We start from the raw sequence: 24,582 nt of genomic DNA on the forward strand, positions 1-24,582 counted from the left end.
GGTGGTAAGTTCAGGCACAGGGGGCAATTATGCGCAAACACCCGCACTCGGGGAAGGGAGTGCGGGCATAAGAGGTGAGATTAAGAGGATAATTCGTGCGTTTTGCCTTCTGGCGCACGATTATTCAGCACATCGTCCAGTTTTTTGTGGTCCAGTTCTTTAACCCACTTAGCGACCACGATGGTTGCTACACCGTTACCGACCAGGTTAGTCAGCGCACGGGCTTCCGACATGAAGCGATCGATACCGAGGATCAGCGCTAGCCCCGCCACCGGCAAATGGCCTACGGCTGAAAGCGTCGCCGCCAGCACGATAAAGCCACTGCCCGTTACCCCTGCCGCCCCTTTAGAAGAAAGCAGCAACACGATTAATAGCGTGATTTGGTGGAAGATATCCATCTGACTGTTGGTAGCCTGGGCGATAAATACCGCCGCCATCGTCAGGTATATCGATGTGCCATCAAGGTTAAACGAGTAGCCTGTCGGGATGACCAACCCCACCACCGATTTCCGGCAGCCGAGTTTTTCCATCTTGTCGAGCATACGTGGCAGCGCCGATTCGGAAGACGATGTTCCCAACACAATCAGCAGTTCTTCACGAATGTAGCGGATAAATTTGAAGATACTGAAACCGGTCGCTTTAGCGATTGAACCCAGTACCAGCACCACAAACAGGATACAGGTGATGTAGAAGCAGATAATCAGCTGCCCCAGCTGCACCAGTGTTCCGACGCCGTATTTACCGATGGTAAATGCCATCGCCCCAAACGCCCCAATCGGTGCCAGGCGCATGATCATATTGATGATGCCGAAGATGACCTGCGAGAAACTTTCGATAACGTTAAAAATCAGCTGGCCTTTGCTGCCCAGACGGTGCAACGCAAAACCAAACAGTACGGCAAACAGCAGCACCTGCAGAATGTTACCGCTGGCAAACGCGCCAATGACGCTCGCCGGGATGACATCCATAATGAAGGCGACAATGCCCTGGTCTTTCGCCTGCGCGGCGTAAACGGCTACCGCTTTCGCATCCAGACTCGCCGGATCGACGTTCATTCCAGCACCTGGCTGTACAACGTTAACGATAATAAGACCAATAATCAGCGCGATGGTACTGACTATCTCAAAGTAAAGCAGTGCGACTGCGCCGGTACGACCGACCGCCTTCATGCTTTCCATGCCCGCAATGCCAGTGACGACGGTACAAAAGATGACGGGAGCGATGATCATCTTAATGAGCTTAACGAAGCCGTCGCCAAGCGGTTTCATTTGCTCGCCTATTTCAGGGTAGAAATGGCCAAGGAGAATACCAATGGCTATCGCTGTCAGGACCTGAAAGTAAAGGCTTTTAAACAGAGAGGTTTTCATAGGGTGTCCTTTAGTAAAACCACAGGTCTTGTAAGGTTATGGGGTACCTGCGGCCTTAAAATAACACCCAGACAACATCACAGAAATGTACCTGGATCATAATTGAAACAAAAATGTTAAAAAATTTGAGCTGGCTCGCACAAACCAGCACTTTTTAAAGTTTTGTAATCAGTTTGGGGTAGCTATTTTTCTTCCAGGTAACTTTCTTCGAAGATTTCAATGGGAAGTGGACGTGCAAAGAGGAAGCCCTGGGCAATACCAACGCCCGCCTTTGCCAACCAGTCACGTTGTGCTTCTGTCTCTACGCCTTCAGCAATGATTTGCAGATTCAGGCTTTTCGCCAACATGATAATCGCGGCAATCATGCTGCTATCTTCCGGTAACCCATCAATGAACATTTTGTCGATTTTCAAAACGTCCACCGGGAGAGATTTCATATGCTGCAACTGACGCAACCCTGAATAGCCCATACCGAAATCATCCAGCGCCACCTGTACTCCGGCGTTGCGCAGCGGACGAAGGATTGCCACCGCCGCGTGAGGGTCATCAATGCGTCGGCTTTCTGTCACTTCCAGAATCAGCGTTCCTGGCTGAACACGATAGCGCGTTAGCAGTTCCAGCATATCCGCCACCATATTCGGGTGCATCAGTTGCAGAGCTGAGATGTTCACCGATAATGGCAGCATAATGCCGCGCTCCTGCCAGGCGGCAAGCAGTCGGCATGACTCTTCCAGCACCCAGTGACCGACGGTAACCATCAGTCCACAAGACTCAATACGATCAATTAACCCATCCGGTAGGTCCCAACTCCCATCCGGTTGCTGGATACGCAATAACACTTCCGCGCTGACTAACTTGCCGCTGGTCATCTCAACTTGTGGTTGTAGCCAAATCGCAAATTGATGATTTTCAAGCGCATTAAGGATATCGCTCTCTTCCGTCAGCCGCTGTTGAGCGGCTTCCATCTGCTGCGGATCATAGAACTGAATCTGATTCTTCCCTTTATGACGCGCGGTAAACGCCGCAGAAATAGCACGACCATAAAGTTGTTCGGCGGTGATATCGCCATAGAACATCGCCACGCCGATGTTACAGTGTGGGCGCAGTTGAATGCGATCAATAGGCAAGCGCTCGCTCATGATAGTGAGTACTTGCTGACCTAGCGTAATAGCGTGCCACGGCTCCTGCACACCGTTGGCGATAACAGCGAAGTCATAGCCACTGACCTGCGCGAGAACCATGCGCGGCGACAGCACCGACTTGAGTTTTTCCACCAGCGTAAGTAGCAGGATTTCCCGCTGCGCCTCTTTCAGCACACCGGCGGTGTCGCGCAGGGTTTCGCAGGTGATAATCATCAGCGCAGTAGTCTGTTTACGCGTCACCACCTGTTCCAGCATCTCCATCAGCAGGGCTTTGTTTGGCAAATCCGACACCGGGAAGCGCATCGCGTTTTCGATCTGCTCTTCATAATGGCGCTGCAACAGTTGCTGGTTAAGGTTATAACTGCGCACCAGCATGCCTATTTCATCGTCCTGATGCAGACGCGGCAGCGCCAGCTGATGGCCGATAATCTCTTGCGGTGGAATGGCGTTCAGCTCACGAGCAATATTGCGTAAAGGATGTAATATCAGTCGGTTAATACACCAGCTAATCGCCACTGTCAGGATGAGCGACAAAAGTAAGTAAATGGTCACTAACGTGGAGAGCGTACTCATCACGAACTTATACATGCGGAAGGAATCCGCCTGTAACACCAGATAGGCAATCGGTTGTGGGTTTGCCGGGCGCTCCAGCGAGTAAACGCCCAGCGAGATTTGCACCGGTAGTTCGAGCAGTCGGGTAACCATTACCGGCACCGGGCGTTCAGGAATAAAACTTTTACGCAGCGCCTGGAACTGGTTAGGCAGCACCACATCTGCGCGGCTGACCACGCCCGCAGGTTTGATGCTGGAGAGAATGGCCTCCGCCTGGGGAATATCCCCTTTGAGGATGGCTGAGGACAAGGGTTCGCGGACAGAACGAGCAATGCTTTCCAGTTGCGTAGCCGTGTTATAGCGATTCTGCTGTACCAGGTGGAACAGCAAAACGGTGCAAAAAACAAAGACAAACACCAGAACAACGGCCGCCACCATTGCCATCTGCTTGATTGTTAACGAACGACTAACGCGCAAATTATCTCTCCCCCGGAAATCCCAGACTGCCGCCCGAGTATACCCGATCGCAGCGGCATTAAGAGAGGCGCTATCTGAAAACTTACCAGTCGGCGTAAGGTATCAGCGGCTGTGGCGGTAAATCCATATCGCCCTGCCATCCGGCGGCAGAATACCGTACGTAGAGCAGGAAATGGCTTGGCGCATAATCTTTCGCCTGTTGGATATCAATCGCCGTGCCGACAAACCAGTTGGATGTGACGCGTCGTTCAAGTAACGCCCGCGCCGTGTAGCCAAAACCCTGGCTGCTGCCGCCACCGTTGGTCTGGTCAGCGGCGTCGTCTTTCCAGTCATTCGGAATCAGGTTCATCAGCGGATAACGCGGCATGGTTTTGGTGCGCGAGTGCGACCATGAGCCAGACGCGCCCAGCTCCCATGACCAGTTTTCTGTGCGCTCACGCCACATCACCGGTACGGCAAACGACAGATATTCCTGCGGGCTGTAGTAGCCGCCCTGCCCAAGTGAGTACCCACTCAGGTCTTTGTCGTAATGCCAGATCATGTTGTTCAGGCCGATAGTGACGCGGCGATTATTCTGGTTGATGACTTTATAGTAATAGCCCGTCATCCAGCGCACGCGCCAGTTATCTTCGACATTTTTTCCGGTTAACTGATCACCGCTAAGTGATGCCCAGACGCCGTTTGCCTCGCCTTTATCATAGCTCAGACTTAACCCCACACCATCGGCACGTACGCCGCCCCATTTTTTCCCGGTATTGCTCGGAGAGTCTTTCTGTCCGCCGAAGGCAAGTAATGAACTGGAAATAGGTCGGCGATGGGCGTTAACGGTGTAGCCAAGCGGCCCGATATCATCGCTGTAACTAACGCCACCGACCACGTCCACGACATTGAAGCCCATCGGCGTGGTGCCAATATCCCAACTCCAGACGTCATTTCGCCAGCCGACCGCCACGCTTGCGCCAGAATCCGACTGACTGCGATTGCCGCTACAATCTTGTAACGTACAGGTCCCCCAGTTGTTGTCCCACGTGCCGTCGTCGTTGGTGGAGAAACTGCCGACATTCATATTGACGAAATCGCTGCGGAAGAACATTCGTCCGTCCGCATAGGGTGCATCTACCTGCAACATGGTGGTGTGCGCTTTCAGATCGGAGTATCCGCCAGTGCCGCTCGATCCCCAGTAGTCGTGCTCCAGGGTGACGTTAAGATCCTGCTGACGATAAAGGTCCGCCGCATCGCTACGTACACCGCGTTTCAGCCAGTCATCTTTCTCGTCGTTGCGGGTCAGTCGGGTAAAGGTGTCGTTATCCTGCGGACGCGTCGTGGTCACACCAGATGCGACCATCGCGTCTTTGTAGGTTTCCAGCGCCTGCTTTGGATCGCCCGCCTGTGCTTCAAACTTCGCACCATCGCGCAGTACCATCGCGCTTTCCATCGACGGCGGCTGAGATTTTGCCTGCGGGATCAGCTTGTTAAATGTCTGCTGCGCCGCTGCGGTATCGCCAAGCTGCGCCTGCGCCAGCGCCACGCGCCGCTGAGTGTTCAGAGAGGCGTTATCGGTGGCGGGCAGTTTCGCCAGCTGGCTACGTGCCGCCGCTTTGTCACCAGCAGCGATATCCACTTCCGTCAGACCAAGAATGGCGTCGACGTTATTCGACTCGCGCGTCAGGACGTTCTGATAAGCCGCGCGGGCGGCGGTGTAATCGCGCCGTTGCTGCGCCCAGTCGGCCAGGGTGAGATCAATGCGTGTGGAAGGTGGCTGCTGACGCAGCATCGCTTCCGCTTCGGCCTCTTTGCCGCTTTCCCGCAGGCGATTCGCAGTCTCCAGCACCTGATCGCTTTGCAGGCGATTAACCAGCTCCTGAATATTGCTGTTCCACTGCGCGCGCGGCAGGCTGTTGATATGCGCCAGTGCCGCCCGGTCTTGATCATGACCGGAGAGATACAGCCCGTAGGCATAAACCTGCTCCGGGTCGTTCGGCTTCTGCTGCGCCAGATTGCGCATCAGAGTATCAGCCTGGCTGCGTTGTCCGGCCTGCCAGAGATCCTGCGAAAGTCGGTAAGTAATCCACACACTGCCGGGGTCCAGTGCCAGTCGCTGGCGCTGAAGTGCTGCTGCTTGCGCCCATTTGCCCTGTTTTTCCAGCGCTTCGGCCTGCTGTGACAAACGGTCGTTTTGCAGACTACGTTCAATATCGTCAACGCTGCGCCGCTGGCTGGCAGAGAGCGAGGCAATAAATGCTTCAGCCTTTTCCGGCGATTGCTGGCGATAAAGATTCGCCAGACCGCGCACGGCGTTGGTGTTGCCGCTGTCCATCCGCAGCGTCTGCTGATAATAACGTTCGGCTGCAGGGTAATCTTTGCGCGCCATCGCCACATCACCCAGCCCCAGCACCGCATAGCTGTCAGTATTATCTACATTGCGCGCCTGCTGGAATAACCGTTCCGCTTGATCAGGATTGTTCGCTTTAAGCGCGGCATCGCCCTGTTGGATCGCCAGCCAATAACGGTTCACTTTCAGCAGGCTGTTCCATTTGTCGTTGTTGCTGCTGTGCGGGTCCAGCGCGAGGGCTTTCTCCAGATTCGCCACCGCATTGGCGCGATCGCCTTTCTGAGAATACGCCTGGCCCAGCGCCCCCAGCGCTTCACTGTCTTTCGGGTTAGCACGCACCGCCAGTTGCAACTCGGGGATAGCTTTACCCGCCATGCCTGAATCCACCGCCGCTAAACCTTGCGCACGGGCACGGAAAGCAGGATCGGCCAGTTGTTTTTGTTGTTCTGCCAGTTGCGATTGTGCAGCAGCCACGTTGTCGCCATCGCTAAATACTGAGAGATATTTTTTCAGCGCCTGCACGCTGGCATCGCTGACAGGCATGTCTTTAATCTGCCCGTACCAGATTTTAGAAGCCCCCTCGCGCCCGGCGTTCGATTTCGCCATCTGCTCCAGTACGGCAAAACCTTCGTCACGGCGATCGCTGCTAAACAGCAATAGCGCCAGATTGTTTTGCAGGCCCGTATTGCCCGGCGTATCCGCATTGATGCGTTTTAGCTGATTAATCGCTTCGCCACGGCGAGCCGGAATTTTCGCCACGGTACTCCAGTACTCGACGGCAATGTCACCTTCCGGCGGCGCCCCGTTGAACAGTTTGTTGTAACCCGCCACGGCTTCTTCCGCATGCCCGGTGGTGGCCTGCAATCGTGCTTGTTGCAATGCCTGACGACCATCCGGCGTGGAAAGCAACATCGTCGTCCGCGACGATTTGTAAGCGTTTGAACTCGGCGCTAATTGCGACAATCGGTCGAGTTGTTTTTGCGCCCCATCAACATCACCCTGCCGTAACAGAGAGCGAAAACGGGCAGCAACGACGTCCGGGTTATTCGGATCAATAAGTTCCAGACGATACAGCGACTGCTGCACCAGGTCTTCGCGGTGAGTCGCTTCGCCAACTCGTACCTGCTCCAGTAACTGTTGCTGGGCGGTTGGCGCCGCCTCGACCATCGGCATCACAGCCAGACCGAGGGAAAGTGTGAGGATGTTTAGTGTGAATTTGCGCATTCCTGGCCCCAGTCCGGTAATAACTCACCTTTTGTCGAGAAGCGGAAACGGTGTTGATCCCAGCCTTGTCCGAACAGGGTCAGCACATAATTGTAATAGGCATCGCTGCCAGGAAAGTTATCTGCCACACGCTGGCGCTGTACAGCCTGCGCGTCACGGTCCTGAAGAAACGGCAACATAGCCGCAGAAAAACCTACCGGCCCTTGCCCCTGCGCTTTACCCGTCGCGACATCAACTTTCTCCGGCGGATAGCCGTTCTTCTCAGTAAATGTCGCCATCGGTTTAAAACGCGCTAACAGCCGTGCTTTTTGCGGATCAGTATCTGGCATCATGCCGACCCACATATAAACGCGAATGGCGTCATAGCTGCTGATCAGCGTTTTTTCAGCTTTCAGCTGCCAGCCTTTATCTTTTTCATAACGCACCCAGTCAGGCGAAAAACCTTTCGGGGCAGTTTCCAGCAGCAAACGTTGATTCGTTTCGCGCAGCGTAGTCCAGGGCGCGCCAAAGCGGGTGAAATACTGCGCCAGCGTCGGTGGTAGATAACTCGGGTTCAAACGCCAGCTGTTATTCTCGGCAAAGCCGACTTTTCCCGGTAACAGCATGGACCCCAGCCCCGGCACCGTCACCACTTCCTCTTGCGCAATGCGTTTTAACAATGCGCTGCCGATGTCGGTATAACGCTGCTCTTTCCACAATCGCCCCGCCTCAAGCAACGACCAGGCCATCCAGATATCACCATCAGAGGCCGAATTGCTGTCCAGCACTTCCCACTTGCTGTTCTCTTTTTTGCCCCACAGCCAGGCAGGCAAATGTTCGTTTAAGGACCCCTGAGCAAGATTGTTCTGGGTCCAGTCAAGTAGGTTGTCAAATGTCACACGATCATTAGCCGCCAGGGCAAAGAACATGCCGTAGCTTTGCCCTTCAGAGGTGGTAATTTTGCGTGCATCACTGGGGTCAATGACGCGCCCTTCCTGACTGATGTAATCCTTTTTGAACTGCTCCCAGGCAGGCCAGTTGCAGGCTGCCTGAACACTGAAGGCAGCCAACAGCAGCATCGTCACGATCCCACTACGCAAAACTTTCATCATCGATTACTCATTATCCGGATTAAGACGACGACGGCTGATGATGCGCAGCAGACGCCACAGTACCCATGCCAGCAGCACCACGCTGATTGCCGCCAGTATCGCCAGCAGAATCGGATGGTTCGCCAGTGCGTACCATAAACGTTCAAACCACGGCAGATGACCGACGTAATAGACGTCGCCAACGCGCAGGCTGTTAACACCGGACTCGCGAATCACCGCTACGGAACCAAACATAGTGGCGCGTTTACCGCTGTCGTTCACCGCATCGTTGAGCATCTCGTAACCGCGTGGACTATCCGCCAGTAACGCAATTACGCTGCGCTGGTCGTTATACGGTGACTGGAAGCCAATCACCGCCGCCATCGCACCAGAAGAGGTCAGCTTGGACTGAGTTTCTGCTGCGCGGTCGTTTTCGTCAGGTACAATGCCGGGGAACGGAGTCTGGCGCATCGGCGTTTTCACCCAGCTTTCGGTAGCCTGCACCAGCAGATCGATCTGCTTGTCATCTTTTAACTTGTCCGGGATACCGCCAATTATCATGATATCGGCGTCTTTCCCCTGAATGGTGCTGCCATCATCGGTCACCGTCAGGTTGATCGCCGGGAAGCCCGTCTGTGCACCAATAAAGCCCACCGTATTAAGCAGTGTTTCCATCTGCGCTTCGTTTGGTGTTTTTGGCATCACGGTAATGGTTTGCGACAAATCCGCCATCCGGCTGAACGGGAAGCCCGCATTAGCAAACGCGCGCAGATCCGGCATCGGGATGAAGTGGTAATACTTCGAGAAGTCGATGGTAGAGTCGTCACCAATCACGACGTGATTCTGCACCGGCTGGAAGGTAATACAGTTATCCACCGAACCACCCGGCATTGGGTTCATATACTCAAAATCGAAACGCAACTGGTTGGTCGCCCCCAGTTTCAGCGCCGGAATGGAGACATCGGTTTTACCATCTAGCAAACCTTGCAACACCGGGATCCGCAGCAGCAGGCGGTTCGCCTCCTGTTTACTGCTCAGGTTGAAAGATTGCAGGAACTGGTTGTTCAGGCTGATATCCATCCGCGAGCTATCTTTCACCGGCGGCATGGTGTAGCGATAGTTGATATCCATATCGATACCGGTGCTGCGCATCAGGTAGAGATCTGGCGGCAAGTTCAGCGAGATATTAATCGCTGCCGGCTCCAGCCCGCTGGACTGTAACTGTTCTTCATAGGTTTTCAGCTCACCAAAGGTGACCGGACGATCGGTTCGCACCCAGTTTGGCGCATCGTACGGTTTACGTGGCAATAGCGGTTTAACATCGTTCACCACTACGCTGTCACCACGGAACAAAATATTGCCCTGAGCAATGCCTTTCGCCGCCTGCAATAGATCTTTGTCATCACGCCCAAAGACCACCAACAATTTGACGTAAGGATTCTCCGGATGGTTGATCATCTCAATCACCGGGGCTTTTACTGCCGGATGATCGCGCAGGAAGTCCGGTCGCTTGTCATTGGTCGCAAAGACAATCGCATTGCGGTCCGGAAGCTGATTATAGAGTACCGGGAAGTTCTGTCCGCGCCAGCCAGAACGCGAACCAAACCACGACGCAACAATCGCCGAAGCCTGTTGCAGACCAACATCCGGCGCACCAGCAAAAACTATCGGCAACGTATTGGCTCGGTTATCCCTCGGGTCGAAAAACGGAATCGGGAAGTGCGACAGATCATTTTTCACATTCAGTGATTGATATGTCAGATCCAGTCCGCTACTGCGTCCAACATCCAGCCAGAGCGTTGTGCTGGCCGGGTTTTCACAGACATCCTGATAATGACCAACAAACTCCAGCCGCACGCGGTTGAAGTCGGTGATAAACAGCGGATTAATCGGCATTTGCGCCAACGTCTTTTTACCCAACTGCTCTTTGGTCACTGGCAGCACGCCCATCAACTCATCGTTCAGATAGACTTTCAACTGCGACTGTATCGGCAGCAGTGATGGCGACGGCGTATATTCAAGGTTAAGCATCGCCTTCGTCACCACTTCATCACTGCGCATACCAAACTCTATGCTGCCGTTTGGGTTAATGCCACGCAGTACCATGCTACCCGGCGGCGGCGCGATTTGCGCAAAGGTCAGCTTCACATCGCGCGAAGGGCCATTCTGCGCCACGATGGGCGCGTCCGCGCCCTGCACGCCTGGCATCACCTGTCCGACCCGCGGATTTTGCTCCGCCTGGGCAGGCACAGTTGGCTCAGCATTGATCAGTGGTTGCGTCGTCGGTGTCGCCTGCGTCATGAAAGAGGGGAACGCACTCATCCCCATAGCCACTGCACAAATCCAGAATAGTTTTCTTTTCATCGCGTTATCATCATTGTTGAGCCAAAGCCTGATCCGATGGTTGTACCGTTTCGCTCCGCTCCGGGCGACGCGGAATGAACGAAACAACCCAGGAAACCAGAGAAGTCAGCACACGGAAAATGCCCTTCACCGAAGAAGGCGCAAACTCCGCCAGATGGCGGTAGCCACGGAAGCCGAGCTTCAGAATATCCAGCAGACTTTCCAGCGGCTTATCTTCCGGGTAGCTGTCCTGCCAGAGCGCCCATGTATCCGCACGGGCAAACGTACACTGCACAAAATCGATATGTTGCTGGGTAGTGAGCGGCATCAATTGCAGCCCCACTTCGTTACCCATCACGCGCGCAACCTGAGTCGGGAAGGCATACTCTTGCTGACCGCGTTTGAGCAGCAGATTCACTTTCTGTCCTTCCAGAATCTGCGCCTGACCGTTGATCTTGATCCCCAGGCCGCCGTCAGAGAAGTCCTGAACGGTGCAGGAGAAAAGATGCCCATCCTCCCGGGCAATCGCCGCTGGCATGGTCATCTCAACACGGTGTGAACGACGTACCTGCTTGCTTTCTACCGATACCGCTACTGCGCCGCCGAGAATAATCAGGTTGTAGAACACCCAAACCATACTAACGACCACGGTGAGCATTTCAGTCGGCGGGCCATAGAAGTAACGCCAGATGCCGACAGCAACACCGACCAGGTTGAGTAATACGAGGAAGATGTACGGTCGCGAGATCACCCAGTCGACGTACTCTTCCTCCACCAGACCACCTTTGGCGGTGACGTTAAATTTGCCTTTGTGCGGGTTAATCAGCGCCACCAGCGTCGGCGGGGCGATATACCAGGCGAGCACCGTCTCGTAGATTTCACTCCAGAAGGAGTGGCGATATTTACCCTGAATCTTCGAGTTGGTCAGGCTGGCGTGAATCATATGCGGCAGCACAAACAGGGCAATCATCAACGCAGGCGCGTAAATGATGTAGGCGTGCAGCAGCAGGAACGCCAGCGGTGCGGTCAGGAAGATCAGCCGTGGAATCCCCGACAAGAAGTGGAACATAGCGTTGACGTAGCACAGCCGCTGAGCGAACTTCAGCCCTTTACCAGTAAGCGGGTTATCAAGACGGAAGATTTGCACCATTCCGCGCGCCCAACGGATACGTTGCCCAATGTGCGCCGAAAGGCTTTCAGTCGCCAGCCCCGCCGCTTGGGGAATACGCATATAAGCGGAAGTGTAGCCACGACGGTGTAAACGCAGAGAAGTATGCGCATCTTCAGTCACGGTTTCGACCGCGATGCCGCCAATCTCGTCCAACGGCTTACGCCGAATCACCGCACAGGAACCGCAGAAGAAAGTGGCATCCCACATGTCATTACCGTCCTGCACCAGACCGTAGAACAGCGTGCCTTCGTTCGGCGTTTTACGAAAACGCCCCAGGTTGCGTTCGAACGGATCTGGTGAGAAGAAGTGGTGAGGCGTCTGCATCATCGCCAACTGCTTTTCTTTCAGGAACCAGCCCATGGTCATTTGCAGGAACGAGCGTGTGGGAACGTGGTCGCAGTCGAAAATCGACACGAACTCGCCTTTGGCATATTTCAGTGCATTGTTGATGTTGCCTGCTTTCGCATGTTCATGCGTCGTTCGGGCGATATATTTCACCCCCACGTTTTGCGCAAACTGGCGAAACTCTTCCCTGCCGCCGTCATCGAGGATCCAGATGTTGAGTTTGTCTTTCGGCCAGTCGATACCCAGCGAAGCATAAATGGTGTTTTTCACCACGCTGAGATCTTCGTTGTAGGTCGGTACAAAGATATCCACCGACGGCCATTGCGACATGTCTTTCGGCAGCGGTACTGGCTGACGATTCAGTGGCCATACCACCTGGAAGTAGCCAAGCACCAGCACAATCCACGCATAAGTTTCCGCAAATAGCAGGATTAAGCCACATACCAGGCTGACCGGATCATCCCAGTTCAACGTCGAGGTATATCGCCACCAGATATAGCGACACGAGACAGTCAGCGACAGCACAATCAACATCAACGCCGAGAAGCGCCCTGGCATACGCCGCACCATTAGCGCCACGCCCCACAGCAACATCAGGAAGATAAATTGCGACAACGGGTTAAAAGGCTGAGTGACGCAAATTAGCGCCAGAATCAGCGAGAAAGTCACAATAACACCAAGAATAAAACGCCGTGCTCCGGCGCTCAGATGGCCAAGTTCTTTTTTCTCATCAAGATGTTGCGTGTTCTGGCTGACACGTTCTGGTAGTTTGTCCATCCATTGATGGTAACGCCCACGGATATTCTGCAGGCCAGAAAATGCCCGCCAGCGTGGTTTTGGCGTCTCTCTGCGTGAAGCGCCGATCAACAACCAGCAAGTCTGAATGACATAGCGGACTGGATCCAACGGGCGCGGACGCGAAGCGTTGATATGTGGGTAAAGGTTTTTATGTTCTGCGCGGATACGCTGCCAGCGCGGGTGTTCAAGCGGAATGAACACCCAGGCCAGGATCAGCCAAAAACAGCCAAGCGTCGCGCTGAAAGCCGATGCGCCGTGACGACGATAATCCCGATAACGCCCGATAAGACGCGCGTTGACCGGCGGGATAAGCAACCACCGGGTCAAGATACTCATGACGCGCTCCCGACTGGCTTTTTCAGACCGGAATAGTTCAACAGGCACCAGTTTGCCAGCGTCAGAACTTCCTCCGCCGCCAGCGCATCACTGCGGTATTCACCTAACGGCTGTTTCGCCGCCAGGCATTCAGCCATCGCTTCATCGCGATGAATCAACATTGGCAGTAACCGGCGCTGGCTTTGCAACCACAACTGGTAAATATCTTCCTGTACCTGGCTGCCGATGCGGAAATCATTAATCAATATATGCGCGCCAGCAGGCAGTGCTTGCTGATGCAGCCGAATATGGCAGTTAGCATCCACTTTAACGATTGCCAGCGAGTGATCGCACAGGCTCAGGATTTGATGCGTTATCTGCGAGGCGTCGCGCGGTAAGTCGATCAAAATCCATTGATAACGCCCACTGGCCTGCAGCTGCTGCAAGCCTTCGCAAATTGCACCCAACTGAGTTTGCCAGTGCTGGGGATTCTCTTGCTCTTCAATGGTTAACTGACCAAAAGGCAGCAGATCGAGCTGCGAGGTATAGCGCATCCCGGCATCTCGCCAGTCCTGACCATCCAGTATGGCTCTGGCCCAGCCCTGACGATGGGTAAAATCAACGTTGAACGACAAGCGCAACAAATTGTCCGGGCAGGCATCAACCACCAGGACATTTTCTCCCAACATTTGCAATGCCCAGGCCAACGCGGCGGTGATGGTTGTTGTACCCACCCCTCCCCGCACCCCCTGTAATCCCAGTACGGCCATTCACTACTCCCCTACTTCTGTTGCGCAAACTCAGCCAACAATGGCCAGCGTTTTAACGCCGCTGCTAACTGCTCACGCTGAGAAATATCGGCATAATCGATATCAGGCAGTGAAAACGCCTGCTTTAACGCCAAAATATCATTCTGAAAGATATAGCCTATCGCGGGATCAGGCAGAGTATCCTGTTCGTTGTTATTCATTATGCTTAATCTCGATAAAATATACCCGCCACGCATCAGTCAATTCTAATCGACAGAATTTTGCCCGTATAATGCCAGACGGCAATACGTAATCCGTTCATTTTTTAACTTTCATGTACGCAACTAACGAAAGTAAAAAACGAAAAGACTGATATCATAAGGCTTCCAGCCTGCTAAATTGATTCACATGCTAAATCTGATAAGTTTTAATTTCAATGGTAGGTTTATTTCTTAGCTTTCGCTAGTAAACTAATAATCAGACAAAATGGTGACTTGAGGGACGTTGTGGACCCTGTATTCTCTATCGGTATCTCATCTTTGTGGGATGAGTTGCGGCATATGCCAGCAGGCGGCGTCTGGTGGTTTAACGTCGATCGTCAAGAAGATGCTATCAGCCTTGTGAATCAAACGATGGCTTCTCAAGCTGAAACCGCGAAAGTCGCGGTCATTAGCATGGATAACGATCCCGAAAAAACCTTCAAATTAGATGATTCTCACGGACCGGAAAAAATAAAATTATTTTCAATGCTAAATCATGAAAAGGGGCTATACTATTTGCCCCGTGATTTACAATGTTCTATTGATCCCGAAAATTATCTTTTCATTCTTGTTTGTGCCAATAATGCATGGCAAAACATTCCAACTGAGCGGCTTCGTTCATGGCTGGATAAAATGAACAAGTGGAGCAGATTATACCATTGCTCACTGCTGGTAATTAATCCAGGAAATAATAACGATAAACAATTTTCATTGTTGCTGGAGGAATACCGCTCACTTTTTGGGCTTGCCAGTTTGCGTTTTCAGGGCGATCAACATCTGCTGGATATCGCCTTCTGGTGCAACGAAAAAGGGGTTAGCGCCCGTCAGCAACTCATCGTTCAGCAGCAAGAGGGTATCTGGACGTTAGTTCAGCGTGAAGAAGCGGAGATCCAACCACGCAGCGATGAAAAACGCATTCTTAGCAATATTGCTGTGCTGGAAGGCGCCCCCCCTTTATCAGAACACTGGCAACTGTTCGACAACAACGAAACTCTGTTCAATGAAGCCCGGACTGCACAGGCTGCAACCGTCGTTTTCTCTTTACAGCAAAATGGGCAAATTGAACCACTGGCCCGCAGCATTCATACCCTGCGTCGCCAGCGTGGTAGTGCGATGAAGATCCTCGTGCGGGAAAATACCGCCAGCCTGCGTGCCACGGATGAACGTTTGTTGTTGGCCTGCGGTGCGAATATGGTGATTCCGTGGAATGCTCCGCTCTCCCGTTGTCTGACGATGATTGAAAGCGTGCAAGGGCAGAAGTTCAGCCGCTATGTTCCGGAAGATATCACTACCCTGCTATCCATGACCCAACCGCTGAAACTGCGCGGTTTTCAAAAGTGGGATGTGTTCTGTGAGGCGGTCAATAACATGATGAATAACACGTTGTTGCCTGCTCATGGTAAAGGCGTGCTGGTCGCTTTACGCCCAGTACCGGGCATCCGCGTTGAGCAAGCCCTGACGCTGTGCCGTCCAAATCGCACTGGCGACATTATGACCGTTGGTGGAAATCGACTGGTCCTGTTCCTCTCATTCTGCAGGATCAACGATCTGGATACTGCGTTGAATCACATTTTCCCGTTACCTACTGGCGACATTTTCTCTAACCGCATGGTCTGGTTTGAAGATGACCAAATCAGCGCTGAACTGGTGCAAATGCGTTTACTTGCCCCGGAACAATGGGGGGTGCCACTGCCTTTAACTCAGGCCTCCATGCCGGTAATCAATGCCGAGCATGATGGGCGTAACTGGCGACGAATACCGGAACCGCTGCGACTGTTGAGTGATCCTGTGGAGCATTCATCATGATGACCATCAGCGATATCATTGAAATCATTGTCGTTTGTGCGCTTGTTTTTTTCCCGCTGGGCTATCTGGCGCGCCATTCCCTACGGCGCATTCGTGACACCCTGCGTTTGTTATTTGCGAAACCTCGTTATGTAAAACCGGCCGGTACGTTACGCCGTGCAGAAAAAGCCAGGGCTACCAAAAAATGACTCAATTTACCCAAAATACCGCTATGCCTTCTTCACTCTGGCAATACTGGCGCGGCCTTTCTGGCTGGAACTTTTATTTTCTGGTTAAGTTCGGCCTGTTGTGGGCGGGCTACCTTAACTTCCATCCGCTACTCAATCTGGTATTTGCCGCGTTCCTGCTGATGCCGATTCCGCGCTACAGCCTGCATCGCCTGCGCCACTGGATCGCCCTGCCAATCGGCTTTGCCCTCTTCTGGCATGATACCTGGCTACCTGGCCCGGAAAGTATTATGAGCCAGGGGTCACAAGTGGCAGGCTTTAGTCCCGATTATTTAATCGATCTGGTCACGCGCTTTATTAACTGGCAGATGATTGGTGCTGTCTTTGTTTTGTTAGTGGCCTGGTTATTCTTGTCGCAATGGATTCGCATCACCGTTTTTGTGGTCGCCATTCTGGTATGGCTGAACGTACTTACGCTGGCTGGTCCAAGTTTCTCCCTGTGGCCAGCCGGTCAACCGACCACCACGGTAACAACGACGGGCGGTAACGCTGCGGCAACAGTCGCGGCAACCGGCGGCACGCCAGTAGTTGGAGATATGCCAGCGCAAACTGCACCACCGACAACCGCAAACCTCAATGCCTGGCTGAATAATTTCTATAACGCCGAGGCGAAACGTAAATCGACCTTCCCATCCGCGCTGCCAGCGGATGCGCAGCCATTTGAGCTTCTGGTGATTAATATCTGTTCGCTTTCATGGTCGGATATTGAAGCTGCCGGATTAATGTCACATCCGTTGTGGTCGCATTTTGATATTGAGTTCAAGAATTTCAACTCTGCAACCTCATACAGCGGTCCGGCGGCGATTCGTCTGCTGCGCGCCAGTTGCGGTCAGCCATCGCACACCAATCTGTATCAACCAGCAAACAATGACTGCTATCTGTTCGATAACTTGTCAAAACTGGGCTTTACCCAGCACCTGATGATGGGACATAACGGCCAGTTTGGCGGCTTCCTGAAAGAAGTTCGCGAAAACGGCGGTATGCAGACCGAATTGATGGATCAAACAAATCTTCCCGTCATTTTGCTGGGCTTTGATGGTTCGCCGGTTTATGACGATACTGCCGTGCTTAACCGCTGGCTGGACGTTACCGAAAAAGATAAAAACAGCCGTAGCGCCACGTTCTACAACACGCTTCCACTGCATGACGGCAACCATTATCCGGGCGTCAGCAAAACAGCGGATTACAAAGCGCGAGCGCAGAAGTTCTTTGATGAACTGGACGCCTTCTTTACTGAACTGGAGAAATCGGGTCGTAAAGTGATGGTCGTCGTAGTACCGGAACACGGTGGCGCGTTGAAAGGTGACAGAATGCAAGTTTCTGGTTTGCGTGATATCCCCAGCCCGGCAATCACTGATGTACCGGTTGGCGTGAAATTCTTCGGCATGAAAACACCACATCAGGGCGCACCAATTGTCATCGACCAACCAAGCAGCTTCCTGGCAATCTCTGATCTGGTGGTTCGCGTTCTCGACGGCAAGATTTTCACCGAAGACAATGTTGACTGGAAAAAACTCACTAGTGGATTACCACAGACTGCGCCTGTTTCCGAGAACTCGAATGCGGTGGTCATTCAATATCAAAATAAACCGTATGTTCGCCTGAACGGTGGCGACTGGGTGCCTTATCCGCAGTAATTACGAAAAAGGCCGCAGAGTTTCCCCCTGCGGCCTGGTCCGGGCGCAAATTGCCATTACGGCAGCCTGACGCCCGCATGGCATATTACTTCCGCTTATTCAGCCAGCTCACGATCAGGCTGGCGAGAATGCCAGCAATGACCGGAGCCGCTAAATCGTGCCAGAAGGCCATGCCCAACTCTGCGAGCGTCATATAGCCGCCTCTGTTGTAATGACAACGTTTCACGGCTATCCTTGAGTGGTCTAGGTTCAAGATTAGCCCCCGTGATGTTGTCAGGTGCATACCTGCAATGTGCGGGGGTTTTCTCTCTCCAGCAACCAATGCCACCAGGGATACAGCCCCCGCAACATTGCGCCTCACCGGAACCCTTCCGGCTTGCCGCTGATTCTACGACCGTTTTTGTGCATCGAAATCCATCACTTCTTCACTCTGTGCTGCGCATTCCGCAGAATATTATCCGCTTGCAACCGTTGCCTTTTTCTTACGAAAAAGGCCGCAGAGTTCCCCCCTGCGGCCTGATCCGGGCGCAACTTGCCATTACGGCAGCCTGACACCCGCATGACACGTTACTTCCGCTTATTCAGCCAGCTCACGATCAGACTGGCGAGAATGCCAGCAATGACCGGAGCCGCTAAATCATGCCAGAAGGCCATGCTCAACTCTGCGAGCGTCATATAGCCGCCTCTGTTGTAATGACAACGTTTCGCGGCTATCCTTGAGTCGTCTAGTTTCAAGAATGGCCCCCGTGATGTTGTCAGGTGCATACCTGCAGCGTGCGGGGGTTTTCTCTCTCCAGCAACCAATGCCACCAGGGATCAAGCCCCCCGCAACATTGCGCCTCACCGGAACCTTCCGGCTTGCCGCTGATTCTACGACCATTTTTGTGCTTCGAAATCCATCACTTCTTCACTCTGTGCTGCGCATTCCGCAGAATATTATCCACTTGCAACCGTTGCATTTTTCTTACGAAAAAGGCCGCAGAGTTTCCCCCTGCGGCCTGGTCCGGGCGCAAATTGCCATTACGGCAGCCTGACACCCGCATGGCATATTACTTCCGCTTATTCAGCCAGCTCACGATCAGGCTGGCAAGAATGCCAGCAATGACCGGAGCCGCTAAATCGTGCCAGAAGGCCATGCCCAACTCTGCGAGCGTCATATAGCCGCCTCTGTTGTAATGACAACGTTTCGCGGCTATCCTTGAGTTGTCTACTATCAAGAATGGCCCCCGTGATGTTGTCAGGTGCATACCTGCAACGTGCGGGGGTTTTCTCTTTCCAGCAACCAATGCCGCCGGGGATAAAGCCCCCGCAACATTGCGCCTCACCGGAATCCTTCCGGCTTGCCGCTGATTCTACGATTGCGTTTTACCGTCAGCATCTGGCAATTTTCCTCACTGCGTGATGCCTTCCAGCTTAATTTCTTTGTTTACAATAGTTGCAGTTCATATCCGAGCTGACTCCAGACTGGTAGTGAAATGCGCAATTTTGTAGAATTGCGCCTCCTCGCAATCTCCCCAGTGAATCTGTTGTCTCATTCGTTACACACTGCGTATTCAACTTCTCTACCAGTTGCGCAAGAGAAGCTGGGGTTATTCATTTTTACGAGGCTGACTTCTTTCTGGACAGGACTTTATGCAGCACAACACACAACCATTACACGATCACAAATTGCCGTTTACGCGCTACGACTTCGGCTGGGTTTTATTATGTATAGGAATGGCGATTGGTGCCGGAACCGTGCTGATGCCGGTACAAATTGGCCTGAAGGGGATTTGGGTATTTATTACCGCTGCAATCATTGCTTATCCGGCAACCTGGATAGTGCAGGACATTTATTTAAAGACACTTTCGGAAAGTGATTCCTGTAATGACTATACAGATATTATCAGTCATTACCTGGGTAAAAACTGGGGAATTTTCCTCGGGGTTATCTACTTTTTGATGATTATCCACGGGATTTTTATCTACTCTCTCTCCGTGGTTTTCGACAGCGCCTCATACCTGAAAACCTTCGGTTTAACCGATGCCGATCTTTCACAATCTCTACTTTATAAAGTCGCTATTTTCGCCGTACTGGTGGCAATTGCGTCTGGTGGTGAAAGGTTGCTATTTAAGATCTCCGGGCCAATGGTGGTGGTCAAAGTCGGCATTATTGTCGTGTTCGGTTTTGCGATGATCCCGCACTGGAATTTCGCCAATATAACCGCCTTCCCACAAGCCTCCGTATTTTTCCGCGACGTCCTGCTCACCATTCCATTTTGTTTCTTCTCTGCGGTATTTATTCAGGTGCTTAACCCGATGAATATTGCCTATCGTAAACGGGAAACAGATAAAGTACTGGCAACTCGGCTCGCGCTGCGTACCCACCGGATTAGCTATATCACGCTCATCGCGGTGATCCTGTTTTTTGCCTTTTCGTTTACCTTCTCAATTAGCCACGAAGAAGCCGTTTCTGCCTTTGAACAAAATATCTCGGCACTGGCACTAGCCGCGCAGGTGATCCCCGGGCATATCATTCATATCACCTCTACGGTGCTGAATATCTTTGCCGTACTGACCGCATTCTTTGGCATTTACCTCGGTTTCCACGAGGCCATTAAAGGCATTATTCTCAATCTGTTAAGCCGAATTATTGATACCCAGAAAATTAACTCGCGTATGCTGACTCTGGCAATTTGCGCTTTTATCGTCATTACGTTGACGATTTGGGTTTCGTTTCGTGTATCGGTGCTGGTGTTCTTTCAGTTAGGAAGCCCGTTATATGGCATTGTGTCGTGCCTGATTCCGTTTTTCCTGATCTCTAAAGTTTCACAACTGAAAAAACTACGCGGGCTAAAAACATGGCTTATCCTGTTTTATGGCATTTTGCTGTGCTTTTCGCCGCTGTTGAAGCTGATTGAGTAAAAGTAACGGGGGCTGCTCACAGCAGCCCCAGACGATGTCGATAGCATTTCAGTACAGCCTGGATATGCTCCTGAGTCATAAAGGACTGTTCATACGTTTCCATAACAATGGCATTTTCTTTACGTATATCCTGAATGAGTTTTTCCAGCAATCTGGGCGCTAATCCCATCGATTCACCCAACAGCAAAAAGTCCTGCCCGATATACTCGCCATAATCACTTTCAAATCCAGGAGCCAGTTCCCGACCGCCTTCTTCTCGCATCAATAACGGCAGCGCCAGATAGTTTGAGAGAAAATATTCCGGATAGGGAGCTACAGAAACAAAGTCATACACCGGCGCTAACGCTGGCGTCAAACCATCGGAGTACACTAAGCCAAAGTTTCGTAAATGCATGTCGTTATTACCCAGCAACCAGGCGTAAACAATGCGACGAAAGAGATCGATTTTAAATGCGATGTTGTCGTTAACATGGGCAATTAAAAATCGGGCCAGCGTTTCATAGCTGACGTATTGCTCGTTATCATTTCCCGTTTTGCCATATTTATCTGTAATCTGCATCGCACCATCAAGCTGCTCCTGATGCACTGGCTGCCCCTTGTCATCCCGGTCATAGCGCCGGATAACAAACGCGTATTCAAGCTCCTCCTCTGATTGTGGTGCAAAACTCAGCAGGCCATGCACAGGTACGTCAAATCCCAAACGAGACATCAATGTCATTGTTGCATGTTCATTTTCGGCCAAACCGGGAAAGTCGGCTGGAGAGGGCTTAAGGATAAAATTTCCCTGATGATCTACGACGCGGAACTCTCCTTCATCCAGCACTAATTGCAATTTGGGCTGGTAACCGGAAATACTCATCCCTTTTTGTTGACGCGGAAGTTCCTGCACAAACTGAGTTCGCGTAAACCCCAGCCGAGGATTCAATTTTGCAGTGCCGCTCAGGCGCTTCAACCCTTGTGTCGAATATCCGCGCTGTTCGTCACGTTCATTCAGCGGCGTTAACAGAATGCGACAATTCGCCATTATTCCTCCCAAGGTAAAATCTGGATTGCCCCCAGCAGATTCTTGCCGTTATCAATAAGCATTCCCAGCGGATCGTTTTCGTCACGATGCTGTATCTGGCTGTAGCGTTGACGCAGCCATCCTTCTGGCGCCAGTGAGGCAAAATAAGGATGCAACGTCTCACTGGGAAACTGACGCTGTGCGACGGGCAGACTGATTGAGATTGCCGGTCCGTGGTAATCCGGGGCGTACTGAAACAAAAAACCACTGTCGTTCTGAGAGAGTTCACCCACTACCTGACCATAGAGCAACACTTTCACTCGTCGATGCATAGTTTCACTCCAAGAACGTTCGCCACCGCAAACACACTGCCGAATTTAACCTGTTCAGGATCCTTAAAAAGTCGCTTTAACGTGGACGTTGAGATCCCCGTTTGTAGTTCAAGGGTGTATAAATCAATGCCCAATTCTTTGCGACGTGCATTCAGTTGTTCCCCCAAATGACGAGGAGTCTCAATGGTCCGGAGGGGGCGTGGTTGACTAATATTCGGCCCCTGAATAAGTTTCTTCTGCAACTCCTGGAGCTGGTCGCCGATCGCTTTCAACTCTTGAGCCAGATTCTGTGACCCCGTGTAGATCATTAAAGAACCTTTCAATTGATTAAAGACAAAAAAAGATCATTTATGGTTAAAGAAGTTCGTTAAGCATCACAAATGAACTATTTTTTATTAATTATTATAATTTAGCTCATATATAATCCATTCGCAACAACAATGGTCAAAAAAGATCTATAAGTGATAGTTAAAGCACAAGAAGGTCATATTTGACATGAGACCAGCATGAAAGCCGGTCTCATCGGGTGGGTTATACAGCAGGCTTCTGCGGATTTTCATCCTGATCAACAGCAAAGCAGGCAACCAGTTGACCGCCGTAGTCTTTTAGCTGCGGCTGCAACTGGGTGCAGGGGCCGAAGCGTCGACGACAGCGGGCGTTGAAGGCGCAGCCCGGCGGTGGATTCAGCGGGCTTGGCAGTTCACCGGTGAGCTTGATGCGCTCGCGGCGATCGTCCGGGTTCAGGCGCGGCGTCGCGGAGAGTAGCGCCTGGGTGTACGGATGACGCGGGTTATTAAAGATTTGGTCCTTCGTTCCCTTCTCCACGCAGCGGCCCAGGTACATTACCATCACTTCATCAGCAATGTGCTCCACCACCGACAGGTCGTGGGAGATAAAGACATAAGACAGCCCCAACTCCTGCTGCAAATCCATCATCAGGTTCAGCACCTGCGCGCGCACCGAAACGTCCAGCGCGGAAACTGGTTCATCGGCAATCACCACATCCGGGTCGAGCATCAGACCACGGGCAATGGCGATACGCTGACGCTGACCGCCGGAGAACATGTGCGGATAGCGGTCGTAATGCTCGGTTTTCAGGCCGACTTTCGCCATCATCGACAGGGCTTTTTCCCGACGCTGTTCTTTGCTTAAACTGGTGTTAATAAGCAGCGGCTCTTCGAGAATTTGCCCGACTTTTTTACGCGGATTCAGTGAACCATAGGGGTTCTGGAAGACGATCTGGATTTTCTGCCGACGCAGCTTCTGCGCCTGCGGATCGTGCTTGAGCAGATCCTGCCCCTGATAATACAGTTCACCGCCGGTAGGCGTTTCAATCATCGTCAGTAACCGACCAAGCGTCGATTTACCGCAACCGGATTCACCTACCACCGCCAGCGTTTTGCCACGTTCAAGGGTAAACGAAACGCCATCCAGCGCCTTCACCAGACGTTCCGGCGCGAACATGCCTTTCTTCACCGGATAATGTTTTTTCAGGTCGATAGCCTGCAACAATGGTTGTTGCGAGGTGGCCTCTTGCGTACTCATAGTGTGGGCCTCCCGGCATCATCAAGTGGGTAATGGCATTTGGACTGACGCCCGTCCGCGAGCATATTCAGCGCCGGTTCTTCAGCGCGGCATTTGTCAGTGGCATAGGGACAACGCGGGTTAAGCAGGCAGCCGTTCGGGCGGTCGTATTTGCCTGGAACGACGCCAGGCAACGATGCCAGACGTTCTTTGTCCTGAGCAAATTCCGGCAATGCACGCAGCAATGCCTGAGTATACGGGTGACGCGGCGCACGGAAGATGGCGTGGGCATCACCTGTTTCCACCACCTGGCCTGCATACATCACGATGATTTTATGCGCCGCCTCCGCCACCAGCGCCAGGTCATGAGTGATCAACACCAGCGCCATGTTCTCTTTCTGCTGCAACTCCAGCAGCAGTTCGATGATTTGCGCCTGAATGGTCACGTCCAGCGCGGTAGTCGGTTCATCGGCAATCAGCAGTTTTGGCCGACAGGCAATTGCCATAGCGATCATTACACGCTGGCTCATGCCGCCGGAAAGCTGATGCGGATAAACGTCCAGACGCGAGGCCGGGTCAGGAATGCCGACCTGATTCAGCAGGTCAATCGCCCGCTGACGGCGGGTACTTTTGTTGCCGCCCTGATGCACCTTAATCGCTTCCATGATCTGGAAACCCACGGTGTAACACGGGTTAAGGCTGGTCATCGGGTCCTGGAAGATCATTGCCACTTCGGCGCCCACCAGATTGCGGCGCTCTTTTTCTGAGATACGCTGCAAATCCTGGCCGTTAAACTCCAGCTTTTCTGCCATCACGCGGCCCGGATAATCAATCAGCCCCATAATCGCCAGTGAACTGACCGACTTACCAGAGCCAGACTCACCCACAATCCCGACCACTTCGCCCTGTTTTACGCTGTAGCTGATGCGGTCTACGGCGCGGAACGGTGCGCTTTCGTCGCCGAAATGCACCGATAATTTATCTATATTTAATAACGCCATCTC

At 52.5% G+C, this 24,582-nt stretch carries 21 protein-coding genes; 5 read left to right on the plus strand and 16 right to left on the minus strand.

Going from position 1 to position 24,582, the window contains the following annotated elements:
- Positions 1-80: 80 nt before the first annotated feature.
- From dctA to bcsR, 8 genes are all read right to left on the minus strand, one after another.
- The gene (gene dctA, locus FEK46_RS02135) at positions 81-1,367 is read right to left on the minus strand and encodes a C4-dicarboxylate transporter DctC (protein ID WP_130210116.1); all 1,287 of its coding nucleotides are present in this window, start codon (positions 1,365-1,367) and stop codon (positions 81-83) included.
- Between the two features lie 182 nt (positions 1,368-1,549).
- Entirely contained in the window at positions 1,550-3,538 is a 1,989-nt protein-coding gene (hmsP, locus tag FEK46_RS02140) for a biofilm formation regulator HmsP (RefSeq protein ID WP_130210114.1), read from the minus strand.
- An 82-nt stretch (positions 3,539-3,620) separates the two neighbouring features.
- The gene (gene bcsC / locus FEK46_RS02145; protein WP_135559184.1) at positions 3,621-7,094 is read right to left on the minus strand and encodes a cellulose synthase complex outer membrane protein BcsC; all 3,474 of its coding nucleotides are present in this window, start codon (positions 7,092-7,094) and stop codon (positions 3,621-3,623) included.
- Complete coding sequence (gene bcsZ / locus FEK46_RS02150) at positions 7,076-8,182, minus strand: cellulose synthase complex periplasmic endoglucanase BcsZ (protein WP_135559221.1); 1,107 nt, start codon at positions 8,180-8,182, stop codon at positions 7,076-7,078. Before bcsZ ends, bcsC begins: the two co-directional genes overlap by 19 nt.
- A 6-nt stretch (positions 8,183-8,188) precedes the next feature.
- Entirely contained in the window at positions 8,189-10,528 is a 2,340-nt protein-coding gene (gene bcsB / locus FEK46_RS02155; RefSeq protein ID WP_138194636.1) for a cellulose biosynthesis cyclic di-GMP-binding regulatory protein BcsB, read from the minus strand.
- A 10-nt stretch (positions 10,529-10,538) separates the two neighbouring features.
- A complete protein-coding gene (bcsA, locus tag FEK46_RS02160; protein WP_130210108.1) occupies positions 10,539-13,157 on the minus strand; it encodes a UDP-forming cellulose synthase catalytic subunit in 2,619 nt (872 codons plus the stop codon).
- Positions 13,154-13,906 carry a cellulose biosynthesis protein BcsQ gene (gene bcsQ / locus FEK46_RS02165; protein ID WP_130210106.1) on the minus strand — a complete coding sequence of 251 codons (753 nt, stop codon included), beginning with the start codon at positions 13,904-13,906 and terminating at the stop codon, positions 13,154-13,156. Before bcsQ ends, bcsA begins: the two co-directional genes overlap by 4 nt.
- Positions 13,907-13,917: 11 nt before the next feature.
- Entirely contained in the window at positions 13,918-14,106 is a 189-nt protein-coding gene (gene bcsR / locus FEK46_RS02170; RefSeq protein ID WP_064527810.1) for a cellulose biosynthesis protein BcsR, read from the minus strand.
- Between the two features lie 273 nt (positions 14,107-14,379).
- Between bcsR and bcsE the strand changes: the two genes are divergently transcribed.
- From bcsE to bcsG, 3 genes are read left to right on the plus strand one after another with little or no spacing between them, the layout of a single operon-like run.
- A complete protein-coding gene (bcsE, locus tag FEK46_RS02175; RefSeq protein WP_130210104.1) occupies positions 14,380-15,951 on the plus strand; it encodes a cellulose biosynthesis c-di-GMP-binding protein BcsE in 1,572 nt (523 codons plus the stop codon).
- On the plus strand, positions 15,948-16,139 hold the full coding sequence (gene bcsF / locus FEK46_RS02180; RefSeq protein ID WP_130216286.1) for a cellulose biosynthesis protein BcsF: 192 nt from the start codon (positions 15,948-15,950) through the stop codon (positions 16,137-16,139). The genes bcsE and bcsF overlap by 4 nt, the downstream gene beginning before the upstream one ends.
- The gene (gene bcsG / locus FEK46_RS02185) at positions 16,136-17,815 is read left to right on the plus strand and encodes a cellulose biosynthesis protein BcsG (RefSeq protein ID WP_130210100.1); all 1,680 of its coding nucleotides are present in this window, start codon (positions 16,136-16,138) and stop codon (positions 17,813-17,815) included. The genes bcsF and bcsG overlap by 4 nt, the downstream gene beginning before the upstream one ends.
- Positions 17,816-17,900: 85 nt before the next feature.
- On the opposite strand, the gene FEK46_RS02190 is transcribed toward bcsG, so the two are convergent.
- From FEK46_RS02190 to FEK46_RS02210, 3 genes are all read right to left on the minus strand, one after another.
- A complete protein-coding gene (locus tag FEK46_RS02190) occupies positions 17,901-18,008 on the minus strand; it encodes a type I toxin-antitoxin system toxin Ldr family protein (protein ID WP_002431793.1) in 108 nt (35 codons plus the stop codon).
- 374 nt (positions 18,009-18,382) lie between these two features.
- Positions 18,383-18,490, minus strand: a complete 108-nt coding sequence (locus FEK46_RS23370; RefSeq protein ID WP_074399497.1) for a type I toxin-antitoxin system toxin Ldr family protein — start codon at positions 18,488-18,490, stop codon at positions 18,383-18,385.
- 374 nt (positions 18,491-18,864) lie between these two features.
- The gene (locus tag FEK46_RS02210) at positions 18,865-18,972 is read right to left on the minus strand and encodes a type I toxin-antitoxin system toxin Ldr family protein (RefSeq protein WP_002431793.1); all 108 of its coding nucleotides are present in this window, start codon (positions 18,970-18,972) and stop codon (positions 18,865-18,867) included.
- Positions 18,973-19,046: 74 nt separating this feature from the next.
- On the opposite strand from FEK46_RS02210, the gene FEK46_RS23540 reads away from it, so the two are divergent.
- A complete protein-coding gene (locus tag FEK46_RS23540; protein WP_167852363.1) occupies positions 19,047-19,217 on the plus strand; it encodes a hypothetical protein in 171 nt (56 codons plus the stop codon).
- A gap of 230 nt (positions 19,218-19,447) precedes the next feature.
- On the plus strand, positions 19,448-20,719 hold the full coding sequence (locus FEK46_RS02220; protein WP_130210096.1) for an amino acid permease: 1,272 nt from the start codon (positions 19,448-19,450) through the stop codon (positions 20,717-20,719).
- A gap of 16 nt (positions 20,720-20,735) precedes the next feature.
- Here FEK46_RS02220 and FEK46_RS02225 read toward each other — a convergent pair whose 3' ends face one another.
- The 5 genes from FEK46_RS02225 to dppD all read right to left on the minus strand — a co-directional run bounded on the left by FEK46_RS02225 (position 20,736) and on the right by dppD (position 24,579).
- The gene (locus FEK46_RS02225; protein WP_130260127.1) at positions 20,736-21,743 is read right to left on the minus strand and encodes a HipA domain-containing protein; all 1,008 of its coding nucleotides are present in this window, start codon (positions 21,741-21,743) and stop codon (positions 20,736-20,738) included.
- On the minus strand, positions 21,743-22,054 hold the full coding sequence (locus tag FEK46_RS02230) for a HipA N-terminal domain-containing protein (protein ID WP_130210092.1): 312 nt from the start codon (positions 22,052-22,054) through the stop codon (positions 21,743-21,745). The genes FEK46_RS02225 and FEK46_RS02230 overlap by 1 nt, the downstream gene beginning before the upstream one ends.
- A complete protein-coding gene (locus tag FEK46_RS02235) occupies positions 22,039-22,362 on the minus strand; it encodes a helix-turn-helix transcriptional regulator (protein WP_130260126.1) in 324 nt (107 codons plus the stop codon). Before FEK46_RS02235 ends, FEK46_RS02230 begins: the two co-directional genes overlap by 16 nt.
- 223 nt (positions 22,363-22,585) lie before the next feature.
- On the minus strand, positions 22,586-23,599 hold the full coding sequence (gene dppF / locus FEK46_RS02240) for a dipeptide ABC transporter ATP-binding subunit DppF (RefSeq protein ID WP_135495341.1): 1,014 nt from the start codon (positions 23,597-23,599) through the stop codon (positions 22,586-22,588).
- Entirely contained in the window at positions 23,596-24,579 is a 984-nt protein-coding gene (gene dppD / locus FEK46_RS02245; protein WP_001196445.1) for a dipeptide ABC transporter ATP-binding protein, read from the minus strand. The genes dppF and dppD overlap by 4 nt, the downstream gene beginning before the upstream one ends.
- Between the last annotated feature and the right edge of the window lie 3 nt (positions 24,580-24,582).

The organism is Escherichia sp. E4736 (genome assembly GCF_005781225.1).
In the GTDB taxonomy this organism is placed as follows: Bacteria; Pseudomonadota; Gammaproteobacteria; order Enterobacterales; family Enterobacteriaceae; genus Escherichia.

Bases quoted from the DNA above. Each gene is read 5' to 3' on its own strand.
- FEK46_RS23540 (WP_167852363.1), top strand. From the start codon at position 19,047: ATGTTGTCAGGTGCATACCTGCAACGTGCGGGGGTTTTCTCTTTCCAG.
- FEK46_RS02190 (WP_002431793.1), bottom strand. From the start codon at position 18,008: ATGACGCTCGCAGAGTTGGGCATGGCCTTCTGGCACGATTTAGCGGCT.
- FEK46_RS02230 (WP_130210092.1), bottom strand. From the start codon at position 22,054: ATGCATCGACGAGTGAAAGTGTTGCTCTATGGTCAGGTAGTGGGTGAA.
- bcsC (WP_135559184.1), bottom strand. From the start codon at position 7,094: ATGCGCAAATTCACACTAAACATCCTCACACTTTCCCTCGGTCTGGCT.
- dctA (WP_130210116.1), bottom strand. From the start codon at position 1,367: ATGAAAACCTCTCTGTTTAAAAGCCTTTACTTTCAGGTCCTGACAGCG.
- bcsR (WP_064527810.1), bottom strand. From the start codon at position 14,106: ATGAATAACAACGAACAGGATACTCTGCCTGATCCCGCGATAGGCTAT.
- bcsF (WP_130216286.1), top strand. From the start codon at position 15,948: ATGATGACCATCAGCGATATCATTGAAATCATTGTCGTTTGTGCGCTT.
- bcsZ (WP_135559221.1), bottom strand. From the start codon at position 8,182: ATGAAAGTTTTGCGTAGTGGGATCGTGACGATGCTGCTGTTGGCTGCC.
- FEK46_RS02220 (WP_130210096.1), top strand. From the start codon at position 19,448: ATGCAGCACAACACACAACCATTACACGATCACAAATTGCCGTTTACG.
- FEK46_RS02210 (WP_002431793.1), bottom strand. From the start codon at position 18,972: ATGACGCTCGCAGAGTTGGGCATGGCCTTCTGGCACGATTTAGCGGCT.
- bcsB (WP_138194636.1), bottom strand. From the start codon at position 10,528: ATGAAAAGAAAACTATTCTGGATTTGTGCAGTGGCTATGGGGATGAGT.
- dppD (WP_001196445.1), bottom strand. From the start codon at position 24,579: ATGGCGTTATTAAATATAGATAAATTATCGGTGCATTTCGGCGACGAA.
- bcsG (WP_130210100.1), top strand. From the start codon at position 16,136: ATGACTCAATTTACCCAAAATACCGCTATGCCTTCTTCACTCTGGCAA.
- bcsA (WP_130210108.1), bottom strand. From the start codon at position 13,157: ATGAGTATCTTGACCCGGTGGTTGCTTATCCCGCCGGTCAACGCGCGT.
- dppF (WP_135495341.1), bottom strand. From the start codon at position 23,599: ATGAGTACGCAAGAGGCCACCTCGCAACAACCATTGTTGCAGGCTATC.
- bcsQ (WP_130210106.1), bottom strand. From the start codon at position 13,906: ATGGCCGTACTGGGATTACAGGGGGTGCGGGGAGGGGTGGGTACAACA.
- FEK46_RS23370 (WP_074399497.1), bottom strand. From the start codon at position 18,490: ATGACGCTCGCAGAGTTGAGCATGGCCTTCTGGCATGATTTAGCGGCT.
- FEK46_RS02225 (WP_130260127.1), bottom strand. From the start codon at position 21,743: ATGGCGAATTGTCGCATTCTGTTAACGCCGCTGAATGAACGTGACGAA.
- FEK46_RS02235 (WP_130260126.1), bottom strand. From the start codon at position 22,362: ATGATCTACACGGGGTCACAGAATCTGGCTCAAGAGTTGAAAGCGATC.